Consider the following 24,911-nt stretch of genomic DNA (forward strand, 5'->3'; position numbering starts at 1 on the left):
TCCGTCATGGCCGGGCTTGACCCGGCCATCCACGTCTTCTCTTTCATTTGCGGCCAAGACGTGGATGCCCGGGACAAGCCCGGGCATGACGAACTTAGGCAGTGCGCTCGTAGATCGTAAGTGTGTCTTCGCCGACGCTTTCGCTAGCACGGACTCTTAGCGCGGGCGACCCGGTGAGAGCCGACAGCGGCAATGCGTCCAGCGCGGGAACGCCGTCCGCGCCGACCGTATCAGGTCCGCGCAGCAGCCAGACCTCGTCGACCAGCCCCGCCGATACAAAGGACGACGCGACCCGCGCCCCGCCCTCGACCATCAGCCGCGAAATGCCCTTGTCGGACAGCGCACGCAGCACGGCCGGCAGATCCAGCCCCGGCGGCGTGCTTGACGCTGCGACGCGGATCACCTGCGCTCCGGCAGCGCCGAGCTTCATGGCGGCCGGCGCTTCGGCGAGATCCGACGTCATGACCCAGAGCGGCGTCTCGCGCGCGGTTTGCACCAGACGGCTGGTGCCGGGAATCCGCAAGCTCCGATCCAGCACCACCCGTACCGGCGACAAATGCTCCATCCCCGGCAGGCGGCAGGTCAGCACCGGATCATCGGCCAGCACGGTGCCGATCCCGACCAGGATGGCGTCGCATTGCGCGCGCAGCAGATGCACGCGGGTCCTAGCGGGCTCGCCCGTGATGGCGATCGGCTTGCGGCCGGCGGCGCCGATCTTGTCGTCGGCGGAGACGGCCAGTTTGAGGATCACATGCGGGCGCTTGTCGCGGATGCGGCGGAAATGCCCCGCATGGTCGTATGCCGCTTCCGCGGCATTCAGGCCGACATCGACGATAATCCCGGCGGCGCGCAATTTGGCGTGGCCCTGCCCCGCCACTTCCGGATTGGGGTCCTCGATCGCCGACACCACGCGGGCAATGCCCGATGCGATCACGGCATCGACGCAAGGCGGCGATTTGCCGAAATGCGAGCACGGCTCCAGCGTCACATAGAGCGTGGCGCCGCGCGCGGCTTCACCGGCGCGCTTGAGCGCATCCGGCTCGGCATGCGGCCGACCGCCGGGCTGGGTCCAGCCACGCCCGACAATGACGCCGTCCTTGACGATGACGGCGCCGACGGCGGGGTTCGGCCAGGTGCGGCCCTGCCCGCGCCGGCCGAGCGCCAGCGCCAGCTGCATGAAGCGCGCGTCCGCGGCTTTGGACTCTCTGGATTTCTGCGCGTACTGGTCTTCCAGAATGCGGAAGATCATTTGCGTAACGCGGTGACCCGTGCGTCTTCCTCGCCGGACAGCTCACCGAGCACGGCTTCAAAGTCCTTGGCCTCGCGAAAGTTGCGATAGACCGAGGCAAAACGCACATAGGCGACGTCGTCGAGCTGGCGCAGATGCTCCATCACGATCTCGCCGATCGCTTCCGAGGAAACCTCCGCCTCGCCGCCGCTTTCGAGCTCGCGCACGATGGCGGAGACCATCTTCTCGACGCGCTCCGGATCGACCGGGCGCTTGCGCAGGGAGATCTGCAGCGAGCGCACCAGCTTGTCGCGGTCGAACGGCACGCGGCGGCCGTTGCGCTTGATCACGGTCAGTTCGCGCAGCTGCACCCGCTCGAAGGTGGTGAAGCGGAAATTGCAGGCGATGCAGACCCGCCGCCGCCGGATCACGGCGGAATCCTCGGTGGGGCGCGAATCCTTCACCTGCGTATCGAGACTGTTGCAGCTGGGGCAGCGCATCCCAAGAATCCCTTACCTGTGGCCTTTATTGATAGATCGGGAAGCGGTCGGTGAGTGCCTTGACGCGTTCCTTGATCGCGGCTTCCACCAGCGGCGCCTTGCCGTCGGGCGATTGTGCCAGCGCGTTGAGCACTTCGGCAATCATGGAAGCCACCTGCTGGAATTCGGCGACGCCAAAACCGCGCGTGGTCGCCGCCGGCGTGCCCAGACGCAGGCCCGACGTGACGAACGGCGTTTCGGGATCGAACGGAATGCCGTTCTTGTTGCAGGTGATCGCGGCGCGAACCAGCGCCTTTTCCGAGACGTTGCCCTTCAGGCCCTTGGGCCTGAGATCAACCAGCATCAGGTGGTTGTCGGTACCGCCGGAGACGATGTCGAGGCCCTGCGCGCGCAGCGCTTCCGCCAGCGCCTTGGCGTTCTCGACGACGTTCTTGGCGTAGATCTTGAAGTCCGGCCGCAGCGCCTCGGAAAATGCCACCGCCTTGGCGGCGATGATGTGCATCAAGGGACCGCCCTGCAGGCCCGGGAAGATCGCCGAGTTGAGTTTCTTGGTCAGCGTCTCGTCGTTCCACAGCATCAACCCGCCGCGCGGGCCGCGCAGCGATTTGTGCGTGGTCGTGGTGGTGACATGGGCATGCGGCACCGGCGAGGCATGGACGCCCCCGGCGACGAGGCCGGCGAAATGCGCCATGTCCACCATCAGATAGGCGCCAACGCTGTCAGCGATTTCCCGGAAACGCTTGAAGTCCCAGGCGCGCGAATAGGCCGAGCCGCCGGCGATGATCAGCTTCGGCTTCACTTCCTCGGCGCGGCGCTGAACATCGTCCATGTCGATGATCTGGTCGTCGCGGCGCACGGTGTAGTGCTGCGCCTTGAACCATTTGCCGGACATGTTGACGGGCGCGCCGTGGGTCAGATGGCCGCCGGCGGCAAGATCGAGGCCCATGAAGGTGTCGCCGGGCTGCAGCAGCGCCAGGAACACCGCCTGGTTCATCTGGCTGCCCGAATTCGGCTGCACGTTGGCAAACTGGGCACCGAACAGTTTCTTGGCGCGATCGATCGCCAATGTCTCGGCGACGTCGACCCATTCGCAACCGCCATAGTAGCGCGCGCCCGGATAGCCCTCGGCGTATTTGTTGGTCATCACCGAGCCCTGCGCTTCCAGCACCGCGCGGCTGACGATGTTTTCCGAGGCGATCAGCTCGATCTCGTGGCGCTGCCGGCCGAGTTCACCCTTGATGGCGGCGGCGATTTCCGGATCGGCCTCGGCGAGGGTTGCCGTGAAGAACGAGTCGGGCGCGGAGGCGGTCTTGCTGCTAGATGTCATGGGCCGAATATCTCCACCGCCGCAAGCCCTTAGGGGCAAAACGGTCGGTTACGTGTGGCGGTCGAAAGAAGCGCTTGCGAGATACCACATCGGCCCGGGCCGGCCAAGCATTTGCGGTATCCGTCTGATATTTATGCAAGATATGGTGGGGATGGCGGGGATGCCAGTCCCGGGCAAATAACCCACCGTCGCCCCGGCCTAGGGCCGGGCCACCCGTTCGTCATTCCGGGGCGATGCAAAGCATCGAACCCGGAATCTCGAGGTTCCGGGTTCGCTTCGCGCCCCGGAACGACACGGACCTACTTCGCGAACCGGTACGCCCCGCCCTTCTCCACACTGCGCTGGAACGCCGGGCGCGCGTGCATGCGCGTCAGCCAGGCCGCCAGGTTCGGATACGGGGCAAGCTTTTCGAACACCTTTGCCATCTCGCCGACAAAGCTCATCTGGATGTCGGCCCCGGACAGCGACGGGCCGACGAAGAACTCGCGCCCCTTCAGCGCGCGATCGACATAGCCGAGATGGTTGGCCAGTTCGCTGTCGATGCGCGGATGCAGCGGCGCGCCCGCCTCCTTCAGCCTGCCGACATAGAGGTTCAGCATCAGCGGCAGCATCGCGGAGCCTTCCGAATAATGCAGCCACTCATTGTACGCCTCATAGTCGGCGCTGCCGGGCGCCGGCATCATCGCGCCTTTTCCGTATTTGCGGATGATGTAGTCGACGATCGCACCGGACTCCGCGATCGTGGTGCCGCCATCGGTGATGACAGGCGACTTGCCGAGCGGATGGATCGCCGTCAGTTCCGGCGGCGCCAGCCGCGTCGTGGCATCGCGCTGATAGCGCTTCATCTCATAGGGCGTGCCGAGCTCTTCGAGCAGCCACAGGATCCGCTGCGAGCGGGAGTCGTTGAGATGATGAACCGTGAGCATGGCAGTTTCCTCGAGGGGTTTCTTGTTAATGTTGTTGTTTAACAGAGATTTCTAACGCCGTCATTGCGAGCGAAGCGACGCAATCCATACTTTCGAGGGCGGATGCATGGATTGCTTCGCTTCGCTCGCAATGACGAGGCGCAAACACACCTTTGCGTGGTATCGGCCTGCGGTGCTAGGTTTTCGCCAACGAGGAGAGAATGATGCGAATTGCGATTGTCGGCACCGGCGGCGTAGGCGCCGGTTATGGAGCGGCGCTGGCGAAAGCCGGCGCGGATGTCACCTTCATCGCGCGCGGCGCGCATCTGGCGGCCATGAAGCGCGACGGATTGAAGGTTCAAAGCCAACGCGGCGACATCCATCTGGTGCCGACACAGGCGACCGACAATCCCGCCGGGATCGGCAAGGTCGATTTCGTGCTGTTCTGCGTCAAGCTGTGGGACGTCGAAAGCGCGGGCGAAACCATCAAGCCGCTGATCGGACCCGATACGGCTGTCATCCCGCTGCAGAACGGCGTCGATGCCGCAGAAAGGCTGATCCCGATCCTGGGAAAAAACGCCGTGATGGGCGGCGTCGCGCAGATCAGCGCGAACATCATAGCCCCCGGCGTGATCCAGCAGGTCGGCACCTTCATGCGCATGGTGTTCGGCGAACTCGACGGCAGGAGCAGCCCGCGCGGCGAGGCATTTCTCGCGCTGTGCCTGAAGGCCGGCTTCGAGGCCAAGCTGAGCGACGCGATCCTCACCGAACTGTGGATGAAGTTCATCCTGCTCGCCGCCAACGCCAGCGCGGTGGCGCTGGCGCGCCAGCCGATCGGTGCGCTCCGCGACGATCCTGACATTCGCCCCGTGCTGATGTCGGCCTACCGCGAAGTGATGGATGTCGGCCGCGCCTACGGCGTGGCGCTGCCGGACACGGCGGTGGAGACGATATCAGCATATTCCGACAGCCTGCCCGCGCATCAAAAGCCATCGATGGCGCTCGACCTCGAGCGCGGCAACCGGCTGGAGCTGCCCTGGCTCGGCGGCAAGGTGGCCGAGCTCGGCAAGAAGCTCGGCGTGCCGACGCCGACGCACAGCCTGATGTATGCGATGCTGAAGCCTTACATCATGGGCAGGCAGGCGGGTTGACGGAGCGCGCGAGGCGCCATGTCCTTTACATCGCCAGACAGGTCGGCACTGTAGCCACCACTTTTGCGACGCGCCGCCATGCGCGACATCACGGAGAAGCTATGCCGCTTGTCGAGAACGCCACGATCAGGAAATTGCGGGCGGGCGGGCTCGCCCTCGGATTCGGCGTGCACCATTTGCGCACCGCGGCAGCGGGCATGATCGCTGCGGCGACCGGGCACGACTGGATCTTCATTGACCTCGAGCACGGTGCATTTTCCCAGGATGACGTCGCGCAGATCTGCATCGCCGCGTTGCCGACCGGCATCACGCCGATCGTCCGAATTTGCGCAGGCGCGATTGATGAAGGCACGCGGGCGCTCGACAACGGCGCTGCCGGCGTCATCGTACCGCATGTCGATACGGTCGATCAGGCCCGGCGCATCGCTAGCGCGTTTCGTTATCCGCCTTTGGGATCGCGGAGCTGGGGCGGACCATCCGCTCTGTTCGGTTACAAGCCGCCAGGCGCCGCCGAGGCCCAGGCCGCCATCAATCCGGAAATCCTGGTCGTCGCGATGATCGAGAGCCCCGAAGGCGTGGCCAATGCCGCCGGGATTGCCGCCGTCGATGGGATCGACGGATTGCTGATCGGAACCTCCGACCTGACCGCAGAAATGGGTATTTCCGGTCAAATCCTGCATCCGCGTGTCGAGGAGGCCTACCGCAGCGTTGGCGCGGCGTGCCGCAAGGCAGGCAAATTCCTCGGCATGGGCGGCGTCTACGAACCGGACGCCATGAAGCATTACGCCGGTCTCGGCGCGCAGTTCATCCTGACGGGATCGGATCACGCTTACATGCTGGCCGGCGCCAGTCTCAAGTCGGCTTCGTTGCGAAAGTTCGAAGCGGATCGCAAGGCGGGCTGAGCTAGCCTCACATCCCCGTATAGCCTGCCTTCACCGGGTCGGTAGAGCCGTCGAGCTGGCGCAGATAGGTCAGGCCGCACACGGTCAGGCGGTGGGTGTCCTTTTCGCCGGCTTCGAACAGCGTCTTCACATAATCGGTCACCTTTTCGCGCGCTTCATCGTTCGCGGCAGAGCTGCGGTTCACCAGCAGGTCGTAGGTGTGCATGATGCGGTCGATGGCGGCTTCCATGAAGTACTCCGGTCGGGGTCAGGCGATGTAGGTTTCGGCTTCGAATTTGGCGATCGCCTTGTTGGCGAGGCGGATCTTATTGAGTTCGCCGCGCTGAAACATCTGCACGATGATTTCGAGCAGCCGCTCGTCGGTGGCGAAACTATCCGGGATGGCGCCGGTGCTGCGGAGATAGTTCGAAGCGATGGCGTAAGCGTCGCCCACCACCTCGACATTCATCAGCCGCAATCCGCGCTCGACGAGCATGTTCTTCGGTCCCCGTGTCAGCAGCGATAATGCGCGAGCCCGGCAGAAGTTCCATTCCGGGAAACCGGTTTTTGGGTGGCGCGCGCCAATTCTTGCGTCGCCTTAGAATTGAGATGCAGCTTGTTGTTTTGATGCGCTTTATCGGGTAAAACTGTGTCCGCCATCACTCGAAGCGGCTATGCCCGAAACACTTCTTGCGCGCGTCGCGAAGGATGAATCCGCTCCACTCGATACTGAGACCCAAAAAGCAAAACGCACCGGATCCGGTAACCCGGAGCCGATGCGCCTTGGGCAGGGCTTACTGCCTTGCCAGTTCATGATCCGCTGTTGGCTGCCGGTCTTTTGAGTGGCCGGCTTGGCCGCGGATTCGAATTCTTATTTGACGCGTTTTCTTCACGCGAACCGGAAGTCCACTTCGCTCGAAAACGCTATGTAAATCTCAAAGCCGATACAGGATCTGGTCGGTCCAGAACCGCTCGAGCCGGTGCAGCGACTTGTTCAGCGTCGCGAACTCCTCGTTCGAGATGCCGCCGACCTGCTCCACGGTCTTGACGTGCTTCTGATAGAGCGCGTCGACGATCTTGCGGATTTCCTGGCCCTGCGAGGTCAGACGGATGCGGACCGAGCGGCGATCAACGCGCGAACGCTGATGATCGAGGAAGCCGAGTTCGACGAGCTTCTTCAGATTGTAGGAGACGTTGGAGCCGAGGTAATAGCCGCGCGTGCGCAGCTCGCCCGCGGTCAATTCCTTGTCGCCGATGTTATAGAGCAGCAGCGCCTGCACCGAGTTGATATCGGCGCGGCCGCGGCGATCGAATTCATCCTTGATCACGTCAAGCAGCCGGCGATGCAGCCGCTCCACCAAAGTCAATGCTTCAAGATAGAGCGGCTGCACCGGAGCTTGACCGGCAGAGCGTTCAGCGGTTTCCACCGCCGTTGCAACGGCTTTCATCATGACATTCCCCTGTTGTCGTTTTTATCGACTTATTCGACGAAACTTTTGTCCCGCCTGATAGCTTCAACTTAAGGGGGCCGTTTGAAGATCCGCTTAAATAAGACAATAAAGAGATCATGAATTTAAGACAGTGAATCGCGGATTAAGCCCATGGATAAAGGGCTTTTCGCAAGATTTCATTGACGGTGGCAGGCCTCTGTTCACGCTTCGTCTGGCAGGGTTGTCGCATTCCAAAACAGGTTCGTTTGAATTCGAAACGCCTGGGTAACCGACGTGGGGGAACCCTTTACGGTGACTGAAAAGTTACCGCCAAAATCGTCGAAAATCTTATGGGAATGCATGGCGCGTTTTGGGACGCGCGCCATCAAATCAGGATGCGGTCGTTAAGATCAGCGCGTGGCGTGCTATGGCGGCCGTTCGCGCGCGGCCATCCAGGCGAGTGCGAGGTAGGCTGCCAGCATCACGGCTTCGACGCCGACCACCGTCAGGCTGCCGCCGTAGATGCCTGGAAACATCAGCTCGATCACCGCCATCGACACCACTGTCGTGAGCCACACCACCGCGCCCCAGGGCGTCGCAAGCCACAGACCGACGGCGGCGACGAGTTCGATCACGGCGAAATAGATCGTCGCGGTCTGCCAGGCCATCGACTGGTTTTCGAACGCCTCTTCCTCGCCGCCGATGAAACCGGTCACCTGCGCCCAATGGTAAAGGCCCTTGGCGATCGAGATGACCGCCATGATGCGCAGGAACAGCACCAGTCGCCGGGTCCACGCGTTGTCATCAGGCTCGATCCGCTCGGAAGAGATCGCCGCCACTGACATCGCATTGTCCCGGGCATTGTCCCTGTTATCCCGCGACGGGTCGCGCGCGGAGGTGTCAGACATGAGAATCGGTGCTCACAGGCGAAAACGGGTCCTTATAGGCGGAGTCTTGGTATAGGCAGAGTCTTGGCCCGCCGGGGCGGCAAAATCAATTGCCGCCGGCGCAAATCAAGCTGCGGTGACGCGGCCGTTCCGGAATGCTAGAATTAGACCAGGTCCAAATCAGGCCAAATCAGCCTTCCGCCGGGGAGTACCATCATATGGCGATCAAATTCGGGCGTCCGATCGAAATGCGCGACGCACCGCGGCACCAGACCGCCCTCACCTACGCCCCGCTCGACCTCGCGATCCGCCCCCGGCGCAACCGCAAGGCCGAATGGGCGCGGCGGATGGTGCGGGAAAACGTGCTGACGACCGACGATCTGATCTGGCCGTTGTTCATCGTCGGTGGCCACAATACCCGCACCGCGGTCGCCTCGATGCCCGGCATCGACCGCATCACTGTCGATCAGGCGGTCCGTGATGCCGAGCGCGCGGCGAAGCTGAACATCCCCTGCATCGCGCTGTTCCCCTATACAGACCCTTCGCTGCGCGACGAACAGGGGTCCGAGGCGCTGAACCCGGACAACCTCGTCTGCCAGTCGGTGCGCGCTATCAAGAAGGAATTCCCGGGCCTTGGCGTGCTCTGCGACGTCGCGCTGGATCCCTTCACCAGCCACGGCCATGACGGCTTGATCGAGGACGGCAGAATCCTCAACGACGAAACCGTCGCCGTGCTGGTCCGGCAGGCGCTGGTGCAGGCCGAAGCCGGCTGCGACGTGATCGCGCCTTCCGACATGATGGACGGCCGCGTCGGTGCGATCCGCGAGGCGCTGGACGATGAAGGCTTTACCGACGTGCAGATCATGTCCTACGCGGCGAAGTATGCCTCCGCCTTCTACGGCCCGTTCCGCGATGCCATCGGTTCGGCAAAGACGCTGACCGGCGACAAGCGCACCTATCAGATGGACAGCGCCAATTCCAATGAGGCGCTGCGCGAGGTCGAACTCGACATCGCCGAAGGCGCCGACATGGTGATGGTGAAGCCCGGCATGCCCTATCTCGACATCGTGCGGCGGGTAAAGGACACCTTTGCGATGCCGACCTTCGTGTACCAGGTGTCGGGCGAGTACGCGATGATCGCGGCAGCCGCCGGCAATGGCTGGATCGACGGCGAACGCGCGATGATGGAGAGCCTGCTCGCCTTCAAGCGCGCCGGCGCCGACGGTATTTTGACGTACTTTGCGCCGAAGGCGGCGGAGAAGATCAAGGCGGAGAGCTGAGGGGCCGGTAACCGGCCCCTGCCCTCTCAACGTCATTGCGAGCGTAGCGAAGCAATCCATCGTGCGGCATGCGCGGATGGATGGATTGCTTCGTCGCTTTGCTCCTCGCAATGACGGCCCTAAACGGCGAGCAACTAACTCCCAGCCCCCGAATCGCCTGAATATTGCCGTTTCGTAACCGTCGCAGGGCTTGCGCGCGCGGGGGCGGTTCCCATGTCTCGGCTGAATGTCTTGGCTTGGTGTCTTGGCTTGGTGTGTTGGCTTGCGGGAATATGCACGGTCTGGAGGATTGATCATGTCGTATAGCGGTTCGGGTAATACCGGTGGCGGCTGGCGTAACGATGGCGGCGTGCAGCCGCATGCGTTCGACCCCGATTTGCAGCCGGAACTGTTTCGCGGCCTGCTGACGCGGCGGGTATTCGCGTTCCTGATCGACCTCGTCGTGCTGTCGGTCCCTGTCATCCTCGGCTACCTCTTCATCGCGGTGTTCGGCCTGATCACGCTTGGGCTCGGCTGGGCGCTGTTCTGGCTGGCCTGGCCGGCCACGATCGTCTGGGCCATCGTCTATTACGGCTCTTCCCTCGGCGGGCCGCATTCGGCGACTGTGGGCATGCGCGCGATGGATCTGGAACTGCGCACCTGGTACGGCGCGCCGGGCTATTTCGTGCTCGGCGCCACCCATGCCGTGCTGTTCTGGGTGTCGATCTCGTTCCTGACGCCGCTGGTGCTCCTGATCGGCTTGTTCAATGGCCGCCGGCGATTGCTGCACGACATCGTGCTGGGAACCGTTGTCATCAACAGCTCGGTTCGCACACAGGTTGTACCTCCGGCACGCGCCTATTGAGGGGATGTCACACGCCAAAGCGATTGACCGTCAGCCCCCGCGGCGCGATGCTGAGGTTTGTTCGGCCCGGATCAGGATCGGGGCCGAACTTTGTGCCACCGGTACCAATTGTTCACCGGATAGCGTTATCGTTCGTGTTTCGGAGGCCTGACGACCCGACGTGACCCAGCATTCGCGTGATACCCCGCAGTTTTACCTGACGGCGCCCTCGCCCTGCCCCTATCTGCCGGGACGGCACGAGCGCAAGGTGTTCACGCATCTGGTCGGCGACAAGGCCGGCGATCTCAACGACCTCCTCACCCATGGCGGCTTCCGCCGCAGCCAGTCGATCGCCTACCGGCCGGCCTGCGACCAGTGCCGCGCCTGCGTTTCCGTGCGCGTCGTCGCCAACGAATTCCGGCCCTCGCGCAATTTCCGCAAAATTCTCGCGCGCAATGCCGACATCATCGGCGAGCAGCGCAGCGCGGTGCCGACCTCGGAACAATATTCGGTGTTCCGCGCCTATCTCGATCGCCGCCACCGCCATGGCGGCATGGCCGACATGACCGTGCTCGACTATGCCATGATGGTGGAAGACAGCCACGTCGAAACCCGCATCATCGAATACCGCAAGCGCAACGTCGATTCCGGCATCACCGGCCGCGGCGAGGATTTGATCGCCGTCGCGTTGACTGACGTGCTCAGCGACGGGCTGTCGATGGTGTATTCGTTCTTCGAGCCGTCGGAGCAAAGCCGCTCGCTCGGCACCTTCATGATCCTCGACCACATCACGCGCGCAAGGCGGCTGGGGCTGCCTTACGTCTATCTCGGCTACTGGATCGAGGGCTCCAAGAAGATGGACTACAAGGGCCGCTTCCTGCCGCAACAGCGGCTGGCGCCCTCAGGCTGGCTGCGCATCGACGCGTCAGGCGAAGTGCTGACCGAGCCGCAGGATTAGGGGTACGGGTTCAGCGCTGTCAGCCGCCGAACAACGTGTCGTAGAGCAACTTGACGTTCAGCGTCACGATGATCCCGGCCACGATCCACGCCACCGTGGCGACCCAGCGGGAAATCGCAAAATCACCCATCTTGCGCCGGTCGGAAACGAAGCGCACCAGCGGGATCACCGCGAACGGCAATTGCATCGACAGGATGACCTGGCTGAAGACCAGCAGGTTGGACGTGCCCTTCTCGCCATAGAGCGCGGTGACGATGACGACGGGGACGATCGCGACGCCGCGGGTGATCAGACGCCGTGCCCAGTTCGGCAGGCGCAGGTGCAAAAAGCCTTCCATCACGATCTGGCCGGCCAGCGTCGCCGTCACCGTCGAGTTGAGGCCGGACGCCAGCAGCGCGACGGCGAACAGCGTCGAGGCGATCCCGAGGCCCAATAGCGGCGACAACAGCTCATACGCCTGCCCGATCTCGGCCACATCAGTACGGCCGCTGGAATGGAACGTCGAGGCGGCCACGATCAGGATCGCGGCGTTGATGAACAGCGCCAGCATCAGCGCGATGGTCGAGTCCGTCGTCGCCCATTTGATCGCGTCGCGGCGGCCCTCGTCGGTGCGCGGATAGGCGCGGGTCTGCACGATCGAGGAGTGCAGATAGAGATTATGCGGCATCACGGTGGCGCCGATGATGCCGATCGCGATGTACAGCATCTCCGGATTGGTGACGATCTCGGTCGACGGCAGGAAGCCGCGCAACATCGCGGCAACCGGCGGCGCGGCGGCGAAGATCTGAATCGCAAAGCAGACCGCGATGACGATCAGAAGTGAGATGACGAAGGCTTCGAGGAAACGAAATCCCTTGTTCATCAGAAGCAGCAGCAGGAAGGCGTCGAGCGCGGTGATCAGCGCGCCGCCGATCAGGGGAATGCCGAACAGCAGCTTCAGCGCAATCGCGGTGCCGATCACTTCCGCCAGATCGCAGGCGATGATCGCGGCCTCGCAGGCCAGCCACAGCATGAAGTTGACGGGACGCGAAAAGCTGGCGCGGCAGGCCTGTGCGAGATCGCGGTCGGTGACGATGCCGAGCCGTGCGGCGAGCGCCTGCAGCAGGATCGCCATCAGGTTCGACAGCAGGATCACCGACAGCAGCGTGTAGCCGAACTTCGATCCGCCGGCGAGGTCGGTCGCCCAATTGCCGGGATCCATATAGCCGACGGAAACCAGATAGCCGGGCCCAAGAAACGCCAGCAGCCGGCGTACCCAATGGCCACCGAGCGGCACCGCGATGGTCGCGTTGACCTCGGGCAGACTGGCCTGCCTATTGGCGGCGGCGTCGGCACGCCAGCCGGCAGCGTCCTGCAAGGCCACAGTCCGTTTCTCCGAATTAGTCCCTCGGCCCAATTCGGGCGTTCGCGCATCCATATCAACAAGATGGCCGATAATCGTCCTTATTGCAACTAATTTGCAACTGCATCTGGTGATCACGAAAATGATACCACCCCGACCTTGTAAAGCACTCAGGAAGTGCTTTATGATCTACCCATGATCAAATTACCTGCCGAGACCCCTGCTGCCACTCTGCGCTACGCGCTCGCCCCCGACGCAGCGGGCGTCGAAGCCATCGAGGCGACCTTTGCGGCCTATGACCGGATGATGCAGATCCTGGAGGACGTCGCGCCATCAGGCGCGAACCTGGTGTCGCTTCATGCGCAAGCCTACGAGAAAATTCGCATCGAGACCGGCCTGCCCGCACGTCTGGTGACCCTCGGCCTGCGCGACCGCGCCAGCTACGTGGCCGGAACCATGAACCGCCGAATCCCGCTCGACGACAAACTGTTCGCAATCAAGGGACCAACAACGCTGACCATCAGCACAGTCAGAGGGCGCGTCATGGTTCCATTCGAAGTCCCGGGCTACCTCGCCGGTTGGGAAAGTCCCTTCCCGGCTCACCTGGTCTCAGACGGCCACGCTTACGAGATCCACATCGGCGTCAAATCGACATCAATCCAACCGGAGGAGAAGACCATGGTCCATGAAGGTATCCTCGCACGCAGCGGCCGCCTGCTTGCCGCCATCGCCAGTCAGGCGATTGACGATGTGGAAGACAACAACAAGGTGGCTCTCGTCAAACAGGCGATCCGCGAGATCGACGCCGGCGCCGACGAGGCGCGCAGCGCGCTCGGCAAGTCCCGCGCCGAAGAATTCCGTCTCAAGCGGCGACGTGAGGAGCTGGACAGCGAAGTCGCCGCCTTGACCGCAAAGGTCCGCCTGGCGGTCTCCGAGAACCGCGAAGACCTCGCGCGCGCCGGCGTCGCGCGTCAGATCGATCTGGAATCCCAGGGCACGGCACTGGAGCGGGCGATGGAATTCGTCCAGCTCGAAATCGAGGAACAGACCCAGGCGCTGCAGGCGATGCTGGGCGCGCGCCGGGAAGCCGAGGCGCGGCTTGCCGATCTCGAGAAAAGCATCGCGCAACATGCCCCGCAGGAGGCCGGCCGCTCCGCCCCGGCTTCGAAAACGGCCAAAGCCGAACGGGCCATGGCCGCGATCTCGCGTGTGACCGGCGTCCCCTCAGGCAGCGCGTCTGGCGACAAGGACCTCGATGAACTCGACCGGCTGCATCGCGAAAAAGCGATCAGCGAACGTCTCGCGCAGATCAAATCCTCGCAATGAGCACCGTGATCGACCTCCTGCTGGCGGCGGACGTCCGGCCATTCACGATTGCCGCGGCGATCGTGATCGTGCTGGCCATCATCGAACTGCTGTCGACGATGGTTGGGCTTTCGCTCAGCCACATCGTCGGCAAGGACGTCGAGGTCGAGGCCGACGGTCACAGCGCCATCTCCGGCCTGTTCCTCTGGATCAATGCGGGACGCGTTCCGCTTCTGATCCTCCTGCTGCTGACGCTTGGAATCTTTTCGATTGCAGGATTTTTTCTGCAGGCCATCGCGCACAGCGTCGGAATTTCCATCCCCGCCCCGATCGCCGCCGTCGTCGCCATCATCGGCACCATACCGGCCGTCAGAGCCACCAGCCGCGGTATCGCGCGCGTAATCCCGCGTGACGAGACCTATGCGGTCGATGATTCCGATTTCGTTGGTCAGGTCGCTGTGGTTTCGATCGGTCCGCTCGACCAGGGACTGCCCGGCCGCGTCCGTCTCAAGGATGTCTTCGGCAACTGGCACTCTGTGCCGGCGCGCGCCGCCCACGATTCGAACGCGCTTGCGGTCGGCAGCAACGTGTTGCTGGTCGACCGCGACACCAAGAGCTTTATCGCCATCTCCGCACCAGCCGACCTCATTGCACAACAGCAGTCATCAGACAGGGCATAACATGTGGGAACTTGCAGTACCGGTTTCTATCGGCGTCCTTCTCTTTGTCATCATCGGTTTCATGTTCGCGACGCTGTACCGGCGTTCGACCCGCGACGAAGCCTATGTGCGAACCGGCCTCGGCGGCCAGAAAGTCGTCCTCGACGGCGGCTCCGTCGTGCTTCCGGTTTTCCATTCGACGGCAGCCGTCAATCTGAAGACGTTGCGGCTGGAAGTCGCCCGCGGCGGTCCGGACTCGCTGATCACCAAGGACCGCATGCGCGTCGACATCGGCGCCGAATTCTACGTCCGCGTCAAACCCGACATGTCGTCGATCGCACTGGCCGCGCAGACGCTCGGCAACCGCACCAACGACGCCGCTGAATTGCGCGAACTGATCGAGGCGAAATTCGTCGATGGCCTGCGCTCGGTCGCCGCCACCATGCATCTCGAAGAGCTGCAGGAACAGCGCGCGACCTTCGTCAAATCGGTGCAGGACGCGGTCGGCGCCGACATCCAGAACAACGGCCTCGAGCTTGAATCGGTTTCGCTGACGCGGCTGGACCAGAGCGACATCAAGCATTTCAATCCGAGCAATTTCTTCGACGCGCACGGCCTCACCACGCTGACCAAGATCACCAAGGAGCGTGAGCAGGAGCGCAACCAGATCGTCCGCACCACCGAGGTCAACATCGCGCAGCAGGACCTGGTCGCGCGCCAGACCACGCTGACGATCGAGAGCACCAAGCGCGAGGCGGAACTGGCGCAGCAGCGCGACATCGCCAACAAGACCGCCGCGATGCGCGCGCAGACCGCGCAGGTCGAGCAGACGGCGTTGCAGAACGAGGCCGAATACCGCATCCAGCAGGAACTGGCCGTCGCCAACGTCCAGACCGAAGCCAACCAGGCCCGCGACACCAAGAAGATCGAGGCTGATCTGGCGGTGAAGCGCCGCACCACCGAAATGGAGCGTGATCTCCAGATCGTGGCGCAGGAAGCGGCGATCGTCGTCGCCACCAAGAACAAGGAGCAATCCGAAGCGCAGACCATCGCCGAGACGGCGCGCGCGCTTGCGATCGCAGCCGAAGAAAAGGTCACGACGGCACGGGCCACCGAAATCGCCGAGCGCGACAAGATCATCAACGTGATCGCGGCGCGCAAGGTGGCGGAAACCGATGCGATGCCGATCACCGTGATGGCGGAAGCCGAACGGCAGGCCGCCGCCAACAAGGCGGAAGCGATCAATGTGCTCGCCAAGGCCGACGCCGACGCCGCAACCACGCGCGCGACCGGCGTCAAGGCGCTCGGTGAAGCCGAAGCCGAAGTGGCGGCGCTCAAGGCCGAGGCCCGCAACAAGCTCGGTGCCGAGATGATCGAATACGACCTCAACCTCGCCCGCATCAACATCATTCCGAGCGCGCTGGCCGAAGCGGTCAAGCCGATCGAGAAGATCTCCGACATCCGGATATTCGATACCGGCGGCATGCTGGGCCGCGGCGGCGGCAACGGCGCGATGAATGGCGGCGGCAACGGCGGTCTCGGGCTCGGCGACGGTCTCGCCGCGCAGCTATTGTCGGTATCGGCGTTCAAGCCGATGATCGACAGGATTCTCGCCGAAGCCGGCTTCCCGGCTGGCCCCGACGGCATGACCAGCCTGTTGAATGCGCTGCGTGCCGGCAGCGACCCGCTGACTGAAGTGGAGGCGCCAGCGGCGCCGGTTGCCTCCGCGGATACCCCACCCAACACCATCTCCGGAACGGGCAAGGCGACGCTCGGACCGAAATCGTAGTCGCCATGACGGCCTGATCCGCCGTCAAGATCGCAAATTGAGAGAAGCCCGCCGCAGTCGATGCGGCGGGCTTTTTTGCGCCTGTCGGATACGGCGCGTTCGTCCCTCTTCATTTCCTTATTGCAAATGCCTCTCATTAGTGACACTAGTTGCGAATAATTCGCAATTGCAAGTCAGGGAGGCGGTCGATGCGTCAGCTCAAGCGGGCTTTTGGCGGCAGGGACGGAGACCATGACGATTTCCACTTCGGCAATTTTTCCCAGCATTTTTTCCTGCCGCACCAGGCTCACGGTTCACATGGCTCGCACGATGCCCTCCCCTCTCACGGATCTCATGGTTCTCACGGGGGCCACGGCTCTCATGGCCCGCATGACTGCCAACCGGGTCCGCAGCCGGTAAAAATCGAGTACCGCAGCTTCGACGGCTCGCAGAACAACCGGTCGGATTCCACCCTTAACGCCGCCGGCACTGAATTCGCACGGATCGGCACGGCGCATTTTGCCGACGGCATTTCGGTGCCGCTGGGCGGCAACAATCCACGCACCATCAGCAATCTCGTGGTCGGCGCCGGCGATGCCGACGTGGCGAACCCGGAAGGCGTTTCCGCGTTCATGTATGCCTGGGGCCAGTTCATCGACCATGATATGACGCTAACGCGGACCGACGGCGTCAACGACATCAGCGTCGTCGTTCCCGCTGGCGATCCCGTCTTCCCGGCCGGCTCCATCATTCGGATCACCCGCGCCGTGATCGATCCCACGACCGGTCCGGGCACATCCAATCTGGCGATGGCGGTCAATTCCAATTCCGCCTGGCTCGACGCCTCGATGGTCTACGGGTCTAGCGCGGCGATCGCGGCCAGCCTGCGCACCGCCGACGGCCACATGAAGACGTCGGCGGGAGACAATTTGCCCATCGTCAACGGCATGGTGGTGGCTGGCGACGGCCGTGCTGCGGAAAATCCGGCGCTGACCGCGCTGCAGACGCTGTTCGTGCGCGAACACAATTACCAGGTCGACAAACTGCATCATGAGCATCCGAACTGGAGCGGCGACCAGCTCTACAATTACGCCCGCGCCATCGTGTCGGCGGAAATCGCCAACATCACCTATTCGGAATTCCTGCCGAACCTCGTCGGCAAGGACGCGCTGACGCCCTATGACGGCTATGACCCCAATGTCGATCCGCATTTGACGCTGGAATTCGTCGCCGCGGCGTTCCGCTTTGGACATTCGATCGTGTCGGGTGAAACCGAAGGCCTTGCGGAAAACGGTGAGGTCATCGCCGGCTCCGAGGAGGACCTGAAAGACGTGTTCTTCCAGCCGGCGGCCAACTTCATCGACAATGGCGGCGCCGACGGACAACTGCGCCATCTGGCCGCCGATCCGTCGCAGGCGCTCGATGCGCGCATCGTCGAGGATCTGCGCAACTTTCTGGTCGATGCGCCGGTGTCGATGGATCTCGCCGCGATCAACATCCAGCGCGCGCGCGACCTCGGCCTCGGCACGCTCAACCAGACTCGTGAAGCGCTCGGCCTCGACCCCTACACGGATTTCAGCCAGATCACGAGCGACCCGGAGACGCTGGCCGGATTGAAGGCGGCCTACGGCAATGTCAACAATGTCGGCCTGTGGACCGGCGGCCTGTCGGAAAACCATGTCCCCGGCGCGCTGGTCGGCGAAACCTTTCAAGCCATCCTGACGATGCAGTTCGAGGCGCTGCGCGACGGCGACCGGCTCTGGTTCGAGAACCAGGGCTTCGATGCCAAGACGTTGTCCGAGATCAAGGGCACGACGCTCGCCGACATCATTCTGCGCAATACCGACACCAAGCATATCCAGGACGACGTCTTCGTCACCTACGTGCGGCACACCGGCCTTGCCGGCGGCGTCGAGTCCGAAGACCCCGACGCCCGCCAGATCGTCATCGGCTCCGATGGCACCGACACCCTGATCGGCGGTCCGCAGGGCGATTACCTGTTCGCCGGAACCGGCAAGCAGACCATGACAGGCCATGCCGGCGCGGATCGTTTCGTGTTCGATTCCGGCGCCACCAAAGCCAGGATCACCGACTTCGATCCCGACGTCGATCTGCTGGTGTTCAAACACGCCGGCCGTCTCGACTTTCGCGACGTGAAAATCTCCGGCAATCACGGCAACACGATCGTGCAGGTCGGCGACGACTGGATCGAATTGACGGGCGTGCGGCCCTATGAACTCAGCAAGCACGACTTTCTGCTCGACGTCTGATGGGTCAGCAAGACGTGGATGGCCGGGACGAGTGTTTGGCCCCGGACAGATCACTGGTGTTGGGAGACATAGCTGACACATCAAGGTGAGAAACCTCCACACTTCACGTGTGGAGGTTTTTTCGTTGCCCCACAGCTTGTCGGGAAACGGGTGGGTTGGACCGTCCTGTCGTCGGACAATGAGGGCCAATAAAGCCATCAGGGAATCGCACCATGTCCGCCGCCGATGCAACGCGCCTGCCGCCGACCTTCAACCGCCTTGCCTGGTCCAACCTCGCCGCGCAATCGGCCGAGCAGGTCGCGCTCGCCGCCGCCCCCATCGTCGCGGTGCTGCTGCTGGGCGTCGGCGAAGGCCAGACCGGCCTGCTGCAGACCGCGCTGACGCTCCCCTTCATCCTGTTTGCGATACCGGCCGGCCTGCTCGCCGACCGCATTTCGCGGCGCTGGCTGATGGCGGGCGCCGAAGCGCTGCGCGCGGTGGCGCTCGGCGGAATCCTGCTGCTGATCTGGCTCGGCTGGATGACGCTGCCGCTGCTGGCCTTGCTCGGCTTCATCGCGGTGTGCGGCACGGTCGCCTACAGCGTCGCGGCACCGGCACTGGTGCCCTCGCTGGTGAACCCGCAGCAATTGCCCGCGGCCAATGCGCGGATTGAGCTCGCGCGCACCGTGGCGTTTGCGAGCGGCCCCGCGCTTGGCGGCGTGCTGGTCGGATGGGTTGGCGCAGCGCCGGCGTTCGGCTTTGCCGCGGCGCTGTCTGTTATTGCGGTGGTGCTGCTGTCGGGTATCTATGAGCCCACCCGCGCGCCCGCCCCGCGCCGCCATCCGCTGCAGGACATCAAGGAAGGCGCGGTGTTCGTGCTGCACCACAAGCTGCTGCGGCCGGTGTTCATCACCCAGTTCATCTTCAATACGGCCTCGTTCCTGCTGCTTGCGGTGTTCGTGCCCTATGCCGTGCGCCATCTCGGCCTCTCCGCCACCGGCGTCGGCACCACGCTCGCGATGTACGGCGTCGGCATGGTGGTCGGCGCGCTCCTGGCAACGCGGGTGATGAAGCGCCTCGCCTTCGGCACCGTGATCGGACTCGGCCCGGTGACCGGTTTCGTCGCCGCCACCGTGATGGCACTGACGACGATCGTTCCATCACCGCTGCTCGCGGGCCTGAGCTTCTTCCTGCTCGGCGTCGGCCCGATCCTGTGGGTGATCTCCACCACCACGCTGCGCCAATCGGTGACGCCGCCTTCGCTGCTGGGACGCGTCTCCGCCATCAACATCATGAGCTATGGCGCCCGCCCGCTTGGCTCCGCGCTCGGCGCCATCGTCGGCGGCTTCTACAGCGCCGAAGCCTGCCTCTATCTGGCGGCCGCGATCTTCGCCGCGCAAGCGCTGGTGATCCTGATGTCGCCCGCCGTCTCGCTGACGCGGCAGCCGGACATGGTCGGCGACGGGCCGGCGCTGCGGGCGTGTTGAGCGGAGAACGACTCCACTGACTTCGCATGCGTTCTGAAAAGGTTCTCGTCATGCCCGGGCTTGACCCGGGCATCCACGTCTTCCTTGGCTGCAACCGCGAAAGTAAGTCGTGGATGGCCGGGCATAGGCGAGCGGAAGCGACGCCGTCCTTCAGACGGCTAAGCCCGGCCATGACGAAGTAAAATCGGACCGCCATGACGAACTAAATTGCCACTGCCCGTTGGCGCTTTCCAATCTCTCTTTATATGATATACATCATTTATAGAGAAACGGGAACCCTCCATGGCCGACCAGACCGTAGCGATCGCAAGCCCCCGTCCGGAGGCCTCCTCCACCGTCCTGCAGATCGCGGTGCTGGCAGCGCTTGCGGCCACCGGGACGCTGGCGACCAACATCCTGCTGCCGTCGCTGCCGCAGATGGCGGCCTCGCTGAACGTCACAAGCGCTGCGGTCACGTCGGCCATCACCATTTTTCTGGCGGTGTTCGCAGTCGGTCAGCTCGTGGTCGGGCCGATCTCGGACCGCTACGGCCGCCGCTGGCCGGTACTGATCGGATTTGCGGTATTTTTCGCCGGCAGCGTCTGGTGCGGCCTCGCCACCGACCTGCCCAACCTGCTCGCCGGCCGCGTGGTCCAGGCCGCCGGTGCCTGCGCCACCTCCGTGCTGTCCCGCGCCATTGCGCGCGACCTGTTCTCCGGCGCCGCACTGGCGCGCGCGATGGCGCTGATCATGATTGCGATGGCGGCCGCGCCTGGCTTCTCGCCGCTGCTCGGCGGCGCGCTCGATCACTATTTCGGCTGGCGTTCCGAATTCGCGCTCGTCGCCGCCTTTGCCGTGCTCGGCGCGCTCGCCTACAGCATGGTTCTGGGTGAGACCCATCATGCGACGCGCACGCCGCTCGACCCGCTCGCGATTGCCAAAAACTATCTTGGCCTGATCGCAGATCGACGTTTTGTGGTACCGGCGGCGACCGTGAGCCTGATCATGGGCGGACTGTTCGCGATGTTCTCGGCCGCGCCCCGCGTGCTGATCGAAGCGATGCACTTTACGCCGATTCAGCTGGGCCTGTTTTTCGCCGGCACCGTGCTGATCGTATTCGCCTCAGGCATGCTGGCGACAAAGCTGGCGCCGCGCTACGGGCTCGACCGCTCGATCCGCGGCGGATTGTTCGCGGCCGCGGCCGGCAGCCTCGCGATGCTGCTGGTGTCGCTGTATAGCCCGACCTTCCTGCCTTTTCTGGCTGCGATGAGCGTGTTCCTGCTCGGCATGGGCATTGTCAACCCCTTGGGCACCGCGCAGGCGCTCTCCCCGTTCGGCGAGAAAGCGGGGGCTGCCTCCGCGCTGGTCGGCTTCTGGCAGATGATGAATGCGGCGATCGGCGTCTGGCTGGCGGCGACGATCTCACGTGAGGCGCTGTTTGCGCTCGGCGTGGTGCTGACGGTGTTTTCCTTTGTCGCGGTCGGGCTGTATACGCTGCGCGCCAAAACGGCCTAGCTTCCGAGATACCGCTCGTACTTTCCAGCCACAACTTCATCCGACGCAATGTCCGGATCGAGCGTATAAAGATCCTGCGCGCGGCCGATGCCGCGCAGCGCGTAGCGGCCGGTGGAAACCAGATAGTTGCGCCCGGTTGCGTCCAGTCCGGTGCGAAACGCCTCCGAGGTCAGCAATTCGCGGTCGACCGAACGGCACATCGAGGCGATGCGGCTGACTTCGTTGACGGCCGGCCCCACCACGGTGAAGTCGAGCCGGTCATCGCTGCCGATATTGCCGTAAAAGACCTCGCCGACATGCAGGCCGACATGGGCCGTCGTCACCGCCACGCCTTCGGCGGCACGGCGGGCACTGACCGCAGCCATATTGCGCCGGAAATGGTGTTCGGCGCGCAGCGCTGTGCGCTTGGCAACGGCCATGTTCTCGTTGGTGAACATCGCCAGCACACCGTCGCCGATCAGTTTCAGCACCTCGCCGCCGGCGTCATGGATGGCGTCAATCGAGGCCTGCGCATAATCGTTCAGGAACGGGATGATCTGGCCGGGCTCGATGCTCTCGCTGATCGAGGTCGAGCCGCGCAGATCCGAAAACCACAGCACCGCGTTGATGCGCTCGGTGACGCCGCGGGCAATGCGGCCACGCAGCACCTGCTCGGACGCGTCTCGGCCGAGATAGACCCGCCCCAGCGTCCGCGCGACTTCGGCCTGTGCGGCGGATTTGACCGCAAGCCCAAGCACCGGCACCAACTCGCGCAAGGCGGCGAGCCCCTGCTCGCCAAAACCTTCGTCGCGCCGGGTCACCCATGTCGAGTAAAAGCAGTCCATTTGGCCCATGGTGCCGGCTTCGCCGAAGCGGTGCACCATGCTGAGAAAATGCTTGTGCCCCTTGGCGGACAGGTCCTCGATCATGTTGAAATCGAGGCCTTCGCAATCGGACAGATCGATCAGCAGTTCGTCGCCACCGGTTTCAAGCAAATGGTAGAATGTCGAGCGCCGCCAGTTTTCCGCAACGGCGCCGCCCTCGCTGCTCGAACCATATTCAAAACTGTCGCTCTCGTTGGTCTGGGAATGGCTCCAGCGAAATCCGCGGCCCTCGAACACCGGATGCAGCGTGTCAATGATGACCATTGCGCGCGACAGCTCCAGGCCATGAGCGCGGCAACGCTCGCAAAAGCCACGGAGCAGATCGTTCTCGGGCAGGCCCGTCAGGCTCTGGTGGGCGATCCAGTTCATCAGGCGCAGGCGGGGCGTGAGTTCCATGCCGCCATTATGCCGCGCAATCGTGACAGACGGAAGCCTGCCGCAACCCCTTACGTTTTCCCGGATATGACGACTTCGCCGTCCTCCTTCACGAAGGAGTCGACGGGACGGTCGAGCAGGTCGAGCACCAGTTCCGACGGCCGGCACAGCCGCACGCCCTTCGCCGTCACCACGATCGGCCGGTTGATCAGGATGGGATGGGCAAGCATTAAATCGATCAATTCGTCGTCGCTCCATTTCGGATCGGCAAGGCCGAGCTCCGCATAGGGCGTGCCCTTCTCGCGCAACAATTCGCGTGCGGAAATGCCCAACGCGGCGATCAGTTCGACCAGCCGGGCGCGGCTCGGCGGCGTCTGCAAATACTCGATCACCTCGGGCTCTTCGCCGCTTTGCCGGATCATCGCCAGGGTATTGCGTGAAGTACCGCAGGACGGGTTGTGATAGATGGTCACGCTCATGTGTGAGCTTCCTTCGCAGTTGCGGTCACCTCGCCTGCCCCGCGCAGCAACCAGCCCATCAGTATCATCGCAAGGATGGCGCCCAAAAGTTCGGCAGCGATGAAACCGGGCAGATCGGTCGGACGAATTCCCGAAAACGTATTGGTGAAAGATCGGGCGATGGCGACCGCGGGATTGGCAAACGACGTCGACGACGTGAACCAATAGGCCGCCGTGATGTAAAGCCCGACCAGCCAGGGGATCGCCGGCCGGTTGAACCTGATGCCGGCGAGTATCGTGACAACCAATCCGAACGCGGCCACGGCCTCGGCCAGCCATTGCGCGCCGCCGGTTCGGACCTTGAGCGAGGCATCCAGCAGCGGCAGGGCGAACATCGCGTGCGCCATGATGGTTCCAGCGATGCCGCCGGCGATCTGCGCCGCCACATACGACAACGCCTCGCGCGCCGTCAGCTCGCGCCGGAGCGCAAACACCAGCGACACCGCGGGATTGAAATGCGCGCCTGATATGGGCCCGAGAATGGTGATCAGCACGACGAGGATCGCGCCGGTCGGCAGCGTGTTGCCGAGCAGCGCCAGCGCAACGTCCTTGGTCAGCGTTTCCGCCATGATGCCGGAGCCGACCACGGTTGCGACCAAGATCGCGGTGCCGAGGGCTTCGGCGGTCAGGCGGCGCGGAAGATCAAACTTTTGCATCAGCGCGCTTTTTTCTGACAGGCGGACAACACGGCGTCAGGTCTTCGATCAGCGGCGCGCAGATCTCGGGACGTCCGTCGCAGCAATCCCTGACCATGAACAGCATGACCGCCCGAAACGCGTCGAGATCGGCGCGGTAGACGATCGAGCGGCTGAAGCGCTGGGCCGTCAGCAGCCCCGCCCGCGACAGGATCGCCAGATGCGATGACATGGTGTTTTGCGGCACCGCCAACAACCTGGCGATATCGCCGGCCGCCAGCCCGCCCGGCTCCTGCTTCACCAGCAGGCGAAACACCTCGAGCCGGGTCGGCTGCGCCAGCGCGGCGAGCGCGAGGACGGCTTGTTCTGATTCCATATATCCAGATTTATGGATATATATCATCCTGTCAAGCCTCGCGGATGTACCCGCGATGCTTTGCCGACACCAATGTTGCCCGACGGGCAAATTTGATGTCGTCCTCTCCGCGTCATTGCGAGCGGAGCGAAGCAATCCATATTGCCCCAAGCCGTGCCATGGATTGCTTCGCTCCGCTCGCAATGACGGTTAAGTGCGACAAAACAACCCGACGGGCAAATCAGTTCGGATTTACGGAAATCATGTCAAGCCCCGAAATAAAAAATATTTCTGTTTACCAGAATGGCAAATCAGATGCATATGTCTGGCCATCCCGTCCTACTCAGAAGGGCGTCGGCCGTCGTCACGGACGTTGGGCGGGTTGCGGTGGACGCTGGGCTCACGTCTGACGATGGCGTGGATCGAGCGTACGGCAAAACCGTGTGGTCCTGGCACCCGTTGCTGGTGTCAAGCTGTCGGAGAAGCGCAAG

At 63.5% G+C, this 24,911-nt stretch carries 24 protein-coding genes; 11 read left to right on the forward strand and 13 right to left on the reverse strand.

From position 1 onward, the window contains the following. Positions 1-94 precede the first annotated feature (94 nt). The 4 genes from ribD to JQ575_RS34885 form a co-directional block, all read right to left on the reverse strand. The gene (gene ribD, locus JQ575_RS34870) at positions 95-1,249 is read right to left on the reverse strand and encodes a bifunctional diaminohydroxyphosphoribosylaminopyrimidine deaminase/5-amino-6-(5-phosphoribosylamino)uracil reductase RibD (RefSeq protein WP_212037746.1); all 1,155 of its coding nucleotides are present in this window, start codon (positions 1,247-1,249) and stop codon (positions 95-97) included. Continuing rightward, on the reverse strand, positions 1,246-1,728 hold the full coding sequence (gene nrdR, locus JQ575_RS34875; protein WP_192733576.1) for a transcriptional regulator NrdR: 483 nt from the start codon (positions 1,726-1,728) through the stop codon (positions 1,246-1,248). Before nrdR ends, ribD begins: the two co-directional genes overlap by 4 nt. A gap of 25 nt (positions 1,729-1,753) precedes the next feature. Then, complete coding sequence (glyA, locus tag JQ575_RS34880) at positions 1,754-3,055, reverse strand: serine hydroxymethyltransferase (protein WP_192733577.1); 1,302 nt, start codon at positions 3,053-3,055, stop codon at positions 1,754-1,756. Positions 3,056-3,354: 299 nt separating this feature from the next. Further along, positions 3,355-3,981: a glutathione S-transferase family protein gene (locus tag JQ575_RS34885; protein ID WP_212037747.1), complete on the reverse strand. Its 627-nt coding sequence runs from the start codon at positions 3,979-3,981 to the stop codon at positions 3,355-3,357. A 203-nt stretch (positions 3,982-4,184) separates the two neighbouring features. Here JQ575_RS34885 and JQ575_RS34890 point away from each other — a divergent pair, with 203 nt between their 5' ends. Further along, positions 4,185-5,111, forward strand: a complete 927-nt coding sequence (locus JQ575_RS34890) for a ketopantoate reductase family protein (protein WP_249167114.1) — start codon at positions 4,185-4,187, stop codon at positions 5,109-5,111. Positions 5,112-5,212: 101 nt separating this feature from the next. Continuing rightward, positions 5,213-6,013, forward strand: coding sequence for an HpcH/HpaI aldolase/citrate lyase family protein (locus JQ575_RS34895; RefSeq protein WP_212037749.1), 801 nt, complete (start codon positions 5,213-5,215; stop codon positions 6,011-6,013). Between the two features lie 7 nt (positions 6,014-6,020). On the opposite strand, the gene JQ575_RS34900 is transcribed toward JQ575_RS34895, so the two are convergent. The 4 genes from JQ575_RS34900 to JQ575_RS34915 all read right to left on the reverse strand — a co-directional run bounded on the left by JQ575_RS34900 (position 6,021) and on the right by JQ575_RS34915 (position 8,330). Further along, positions 6,021-6,242 carry a hypothetical protein gene (locus JQ575_RS34900; protein WP_212037750.1) on the reverse strand — a complete coding sequence of 74 codons (222 nt, stop codon included), beginning with the start codon at positions 6,240-6,242 and terminating at the stop codon, positions 6,021-6,023. Positions 6,243-6,260: 18 nt separating this feature from the next. Next, entirely contained in the window at positions 6,261-6,488 is a 228-nt protein-coding gene (locus JQ575_RS34905) for a hypothetical protein (protein ID WP_212037751.1), read from the reverse strand. A 439-nt stretch (positions 6,489-6,927) separates the two neighbouring features. Then, positions 6,928-7,443, reverse strand: coding sequence for a transcriptional regulator LdtR (gene ldtR / locus JQ575_RS34910; protein ID WP_192733585.1), 516 nt, complete (start codon positions 7,441-7,443; stop codon positions 6,928-6,930). Positions 7,444-7,847: 404 nt separating this feature from the next. Then, a complete protein-coding gene (locus tag JQ575_RS34915) occupies positions 7,848-8,330 on the reverse strand; it encodes a DUF6163 family protein (protein WP_192733586.1) in 483 nt (160 codons plus the stop codon). Positions 8,331-8,527: 197 nt separating this feature from the next. Between JQ575_RS34915 and hemB the strand changes: the two genes are divergently transcribed. From hemB to JQ575_RS34930, 3 genes are all read left to right on the forward strand, one after another. Beyond that, positions 8,528-9,589 carry a porphobilinogen synthase gene (gene hemB / locus JQ575_RS34920; RefSeq protein WP_212037752.1) on the forward strand — a complete coding sequence of 354 codons (1,062 nt, stop codon included), beginning with the start codon at positions 8,528-8,530 and terminating at the stop codon, positions 9,587-9,589. A gap of 295 nt (positions 9,590-9,884) precedes the next feature. Next, positions 9,885-10,433, forward strand: coding sequence for an RDD family protein (locus tag JQ575_RS34925; protein WP_212037753.1), 549 nt, complete (start codon positions 9,885-9,887; stop codon positions 10,431-10,433). Positions 10,434-10,593: 160 nt separating this feature from the next. Then, entirely contained in the window at positions 10,594-11,370 is a 777-nt protein-coding gene (locus JQ575_RS34930) for an arginyltransferase (protein ID WP_212000030.1), read from the forward strand. Positions 11,371-11,389: 19 nt separating this feature from the next. Here the strand turns inward: JQ575_RS34930 and JQ575_RS34935 are convergent, their stop codons facing one another. Continuing rightward, positions 11,390-12,787 (reverse strand): Nramp family divalent metal transporter, encoded by a 1,398-nt coding sequence (locus tag JQ575_RS34935; protein WP_212037754.1) that lies wholly within the window; start codon positions 12,785-12,787, stop codon positions 11,390-11,392. Positions 12,788-12,907: 120 nt separating this feature from the next. On the opposite strand from JQ575_RS34935, the gene JQ575_RS34940 reads away from it, so the two are divergent. From JQ575_RS34940 to JQ575_RS34965, 6 genes are all read left to right on the forward strand, one after another. Next, on the forward strand, positions 12,908-14,038 hold the full coding sequence (locus tag JQ575_RS34940; protein WP_212037755.1) for a PspA/IM30 family protein: 1,131 nt from the start codon (positions 12,908-12,910) through the stop codon (positions 14,036-14,038). Between the two features lie 8 nt (positions 14,039-14,046). Beyond that, the gene (locus JQ575_RS34945) at positions 14,047-14,697 is read left to right on the forward strand and encodes an OB-fold-containig protein (protein ID WP_212037767.1); all 651 of its coding nucleotides are present in this window, start codon (positions 14,047-14,049) and stop codon (positions 14,695-14,697) included. 1 nt (position 14,698) lies between these two features. Further along, positions 14,699-16,465, forward strand: a complete 1,767-nt coding sequence (locus JQ575_RS34950; protein ID WP_212037756.1) for a flotillin family protein — start codon at positions 14,699-14,701, stop codon at positions 16,463-16,465. Positions 16,466-16,653: 188 nt separating this feature from the next. Beyond that, positions 16,654-18,714 carry a peroxidase family protein gene (locus JQ575_RS34955; protein ID WP_212037757.1) on the forward strand — a complete coding sequence of 687 codons (2,061 nt, stop codon included), beginning with the start codon at positions 16,654-16,656 and terminating at the stop codon, positions 18,712-18,714. Between the two features lie 212 nt (positions 18,715-18,926). Beyond that, the gene (locus JQ575_RS34960) at positions 18,927-20,180 is read left to right on the forward strand and encodes an MFS transporter (RefSeq protein ID WP_212037758.1); all 1,254 of its coding nucleotides are present in this window, start codon (positions 18,927-18,929) and stop codon (positions 20,178-20,180) included. A 282-nt stretch (positions 20,181-20,462) separates the two neighbouring features. Then, positions 20,463-21,674, forward strand: coding sequence for a multidrug effflux MFS transporter (locus tag JQ575_RS34965; RefSeq protein ID WP_212037759.1), 1,212 nt, complete (start codon positions 20,463-20,465; stop codon positions 21,672-21,674). Here JQ575_RS34965 and JQ575_RS34970 read toward each other — a convergent pair. The 4 genes from JQ575_RS34970 to JQ575_RS34985 are packed head-to-tail and all read right to left on the reverse strand — an operon-like array spanning position 21,671 to position 24,441. Beyond that, positions 21,671-22,933, reverse strand: coding sequence for an adenylate/guanylate cyclase domain-containing protein (locus JQ575_RS34970; RefSeq protein WP_212037760.1), 1,263 nt, complete (start codon positions 22,931-22,933; stop codon positions 21,671-21,673). The genes JQ575_RS34965 and JQ575_RS34970 overlap by 4 nt on opposite strands. 50 nt (positions 22,934-22,983) lie before the next feature. Further along, the gene (gene arsC / locus JQ575_RS34975; RefSeq protein WP_212037761.1) at positions 22,984-23,391 is read right to left on the reverse strand and encodes an arsenate reductase (glutaredoxin); all 408 of its coding nucleotides are present in this window, start codon (positions 23,389-23,391) and stop codon (positions 22,984-22,986) included. After that, positions 23,388-24,086: an MIP/aquaporin family protein gene (locus JQ575_RS34980; protein ID WP_212037762.1), complete on the reverse strand. Its 699-nt coding sequence runs from the start codon at positions 24,084-24,086 to the stop codon at positions 23,388-23,390. Before JQ575_RS34980 ends, arsC begins: the two co-directional genes overlap by 4 nt. Then, on the reverse strand, positions 24,073-24,441 hold the full coding sequence (locus tag JQ575_RS34985; RefSeq protein ID WP_212037763.1) for a helix-turn-helix transcriptional regulator: 369 nt from the start codon (positions 24,439-24,441) through the stop codon (positions 24,073-24,075). The genes JQ575_RS34980 and JQ575_RS34985 overlap by 14 nt, the downstream gene beginning before the upstream one ends. Positions 24,442-24,911: the final 470 nt, after the last annotated feature.

The sequence above is a fragment of the Bradyrhizobium sp. JYMT SZCCT0428 genome (assembly GCF_018131075.1).
In the GTDB taxonomy this organism is placed as follows: Bacteria; Pseudomonadota; Alphaproteobacteria; order Rhizobiales; family Xanthobacteraceae; genus Bradyrhizobium.

Coding starts and splice junctions, on each gene's coding strand:
- ribD (WP_212037746.1), bottom strand. CDS start 1,249: ATGATCTTCCGCATTCTGGAAGACCAGTACGCGCAGAAATCCAGAGAG.
- nrdR (WP_192733576.1), bottom strand. CDS start 1,728: ATGCGCTGCCCCAGCTGCAACAGTCTCGATACGCAGGTGAAGGATTCG.
- glyA (WP_192733577.1), bottom strand. CDS start 3,055: ATGACATCTAGCAGCAAGACCGCCTCCGCGCCCGACTCGTTCTTCACG.
- JQ575_RS34885 (WP_212037747.1), bottom strand. CDS start 3,981: ATGCTCACGGTTCATCATCTCAACGACTCCCGCTCGCAGCGGATCCTG.
- JQ575_RS34890 (WP_249167114.1), top strand. CDS start 4,185: ATGCGAATTGCGATTGTCGGCACCGGCGGCGTAGGCGCCGGTTATGGA.
- JQ575_RS34895 (WP_212037749.1), top strand. CDS start 5,213: ATGCCGCTTGTCGAGAACGCCACGATCAGGAAATTGCGGGCGGGCGGG.
- JQ575_RS34900 (WP_212037750.1), bottom strand. CDS start 6,242: ATGGAAGCCGCCATCGACCGCATCATGCACACCTACGACCTGCTGGTG.
- JQ575_RS34905 (WP_212037751.1), bottom strand. CDS start 6,488: ATGCTCGTCGAGCGCGGATTGCGGCTGATGAATGTCGAGGTGGTGGGC.
- ldtR (WP_192733585.1), bottom strand. CDS start 7,443: ATGATGAAAGCCGTTGCAACGGCGGTGGAAACCGCTGAACGCTCTGCC.
- JQ575_RS34915 (WP_192733586.1), bottom strand. CDS start 8,330: ATGTCTGACACCTCCGCGCGCGACCCGTCGCGGGATAACAGGGACAAT.
- hemB (WP_212037752.1), top strand. CDS start 8,528: ATGGCGATCAAATTCGGGCGTCCGATCGAAATGCGCGACGCACCGCGG.
- JQ575_RS34925 (WP_212037753.1), top strand. CDS start 9,885: ATGTCGTATAGCGGTTCGGGTAATACCGGTGGCGGCTGGCGTAACGAT.
- JQ575_RS34935 (WP_212037754.1), bottom strand. CDS start 12,787: ATGGATGCGCGAACGCCCGAATTGGGCCGAGGGACTAATTCGGAGAAA.
- JQ575_RS34940 (WP_212037755.1), top strand. CDS start 12,908: ATGATCAAATTACCTGCCGAGACCCCTGCTGCCACTCTGCGCTACGCG.
- JQ575_RS34950 (WP_212037756.1), top strand. CDS start 14,699: ATGTGGGAACTTGCAGTACCGGTTTCTATCGGCGTCCTTCTCTTTGTC.
- JQ575_RS34955 (WP_212037757.1), top strand. CDS start 16,654: ATGCGTCAGCTCAAGCGGGCTTTTGGCGGCAGGGACGGAGACCATGAC.
- JQ575_RS34960 (WP_212037758.1), top strand. CDS start 18,927: ATGTCCGCCGCCGATGCAACGCGCCTGCCGCCGACCTTCAACCGCCTT.
- JQ575_RS34965 (WP_212037759.1), top strand. CDS start 20,463: ATGGCCGACCAGACCGTAGCGATCGCAAGCCCCCGTCCGGAGGCCTCC.
- JQ575_RS34970 (WP_212037760.1), bottom strand. CDS start 22,933: ATGGAACTCACGCCCCGCCTGCGCCTGATGAACTGGATCGCCCACCAG.
- arsC (WP_212037761.1), bottom strand. CDS start 23,391: ATGAGCGTGACCATCTATCACAACCCGTCCTGCGGTACTTCACGCAAT.
- JQ575_RS34980 (WP_212037762.1), bottom strand. CDS start 24,086: ATGCAAAAGTTTGATCTTCCGCGCCGCCTGACCGCCGAAGCCCTCGGC.
- JQ575_RS34985 (WP_212037763.1), bottom strand. CDS start 24,441: ATGGAATCAGAACAAGCCGTCCTCGCGCTCGCCGCGCTGGCGCAGCCG.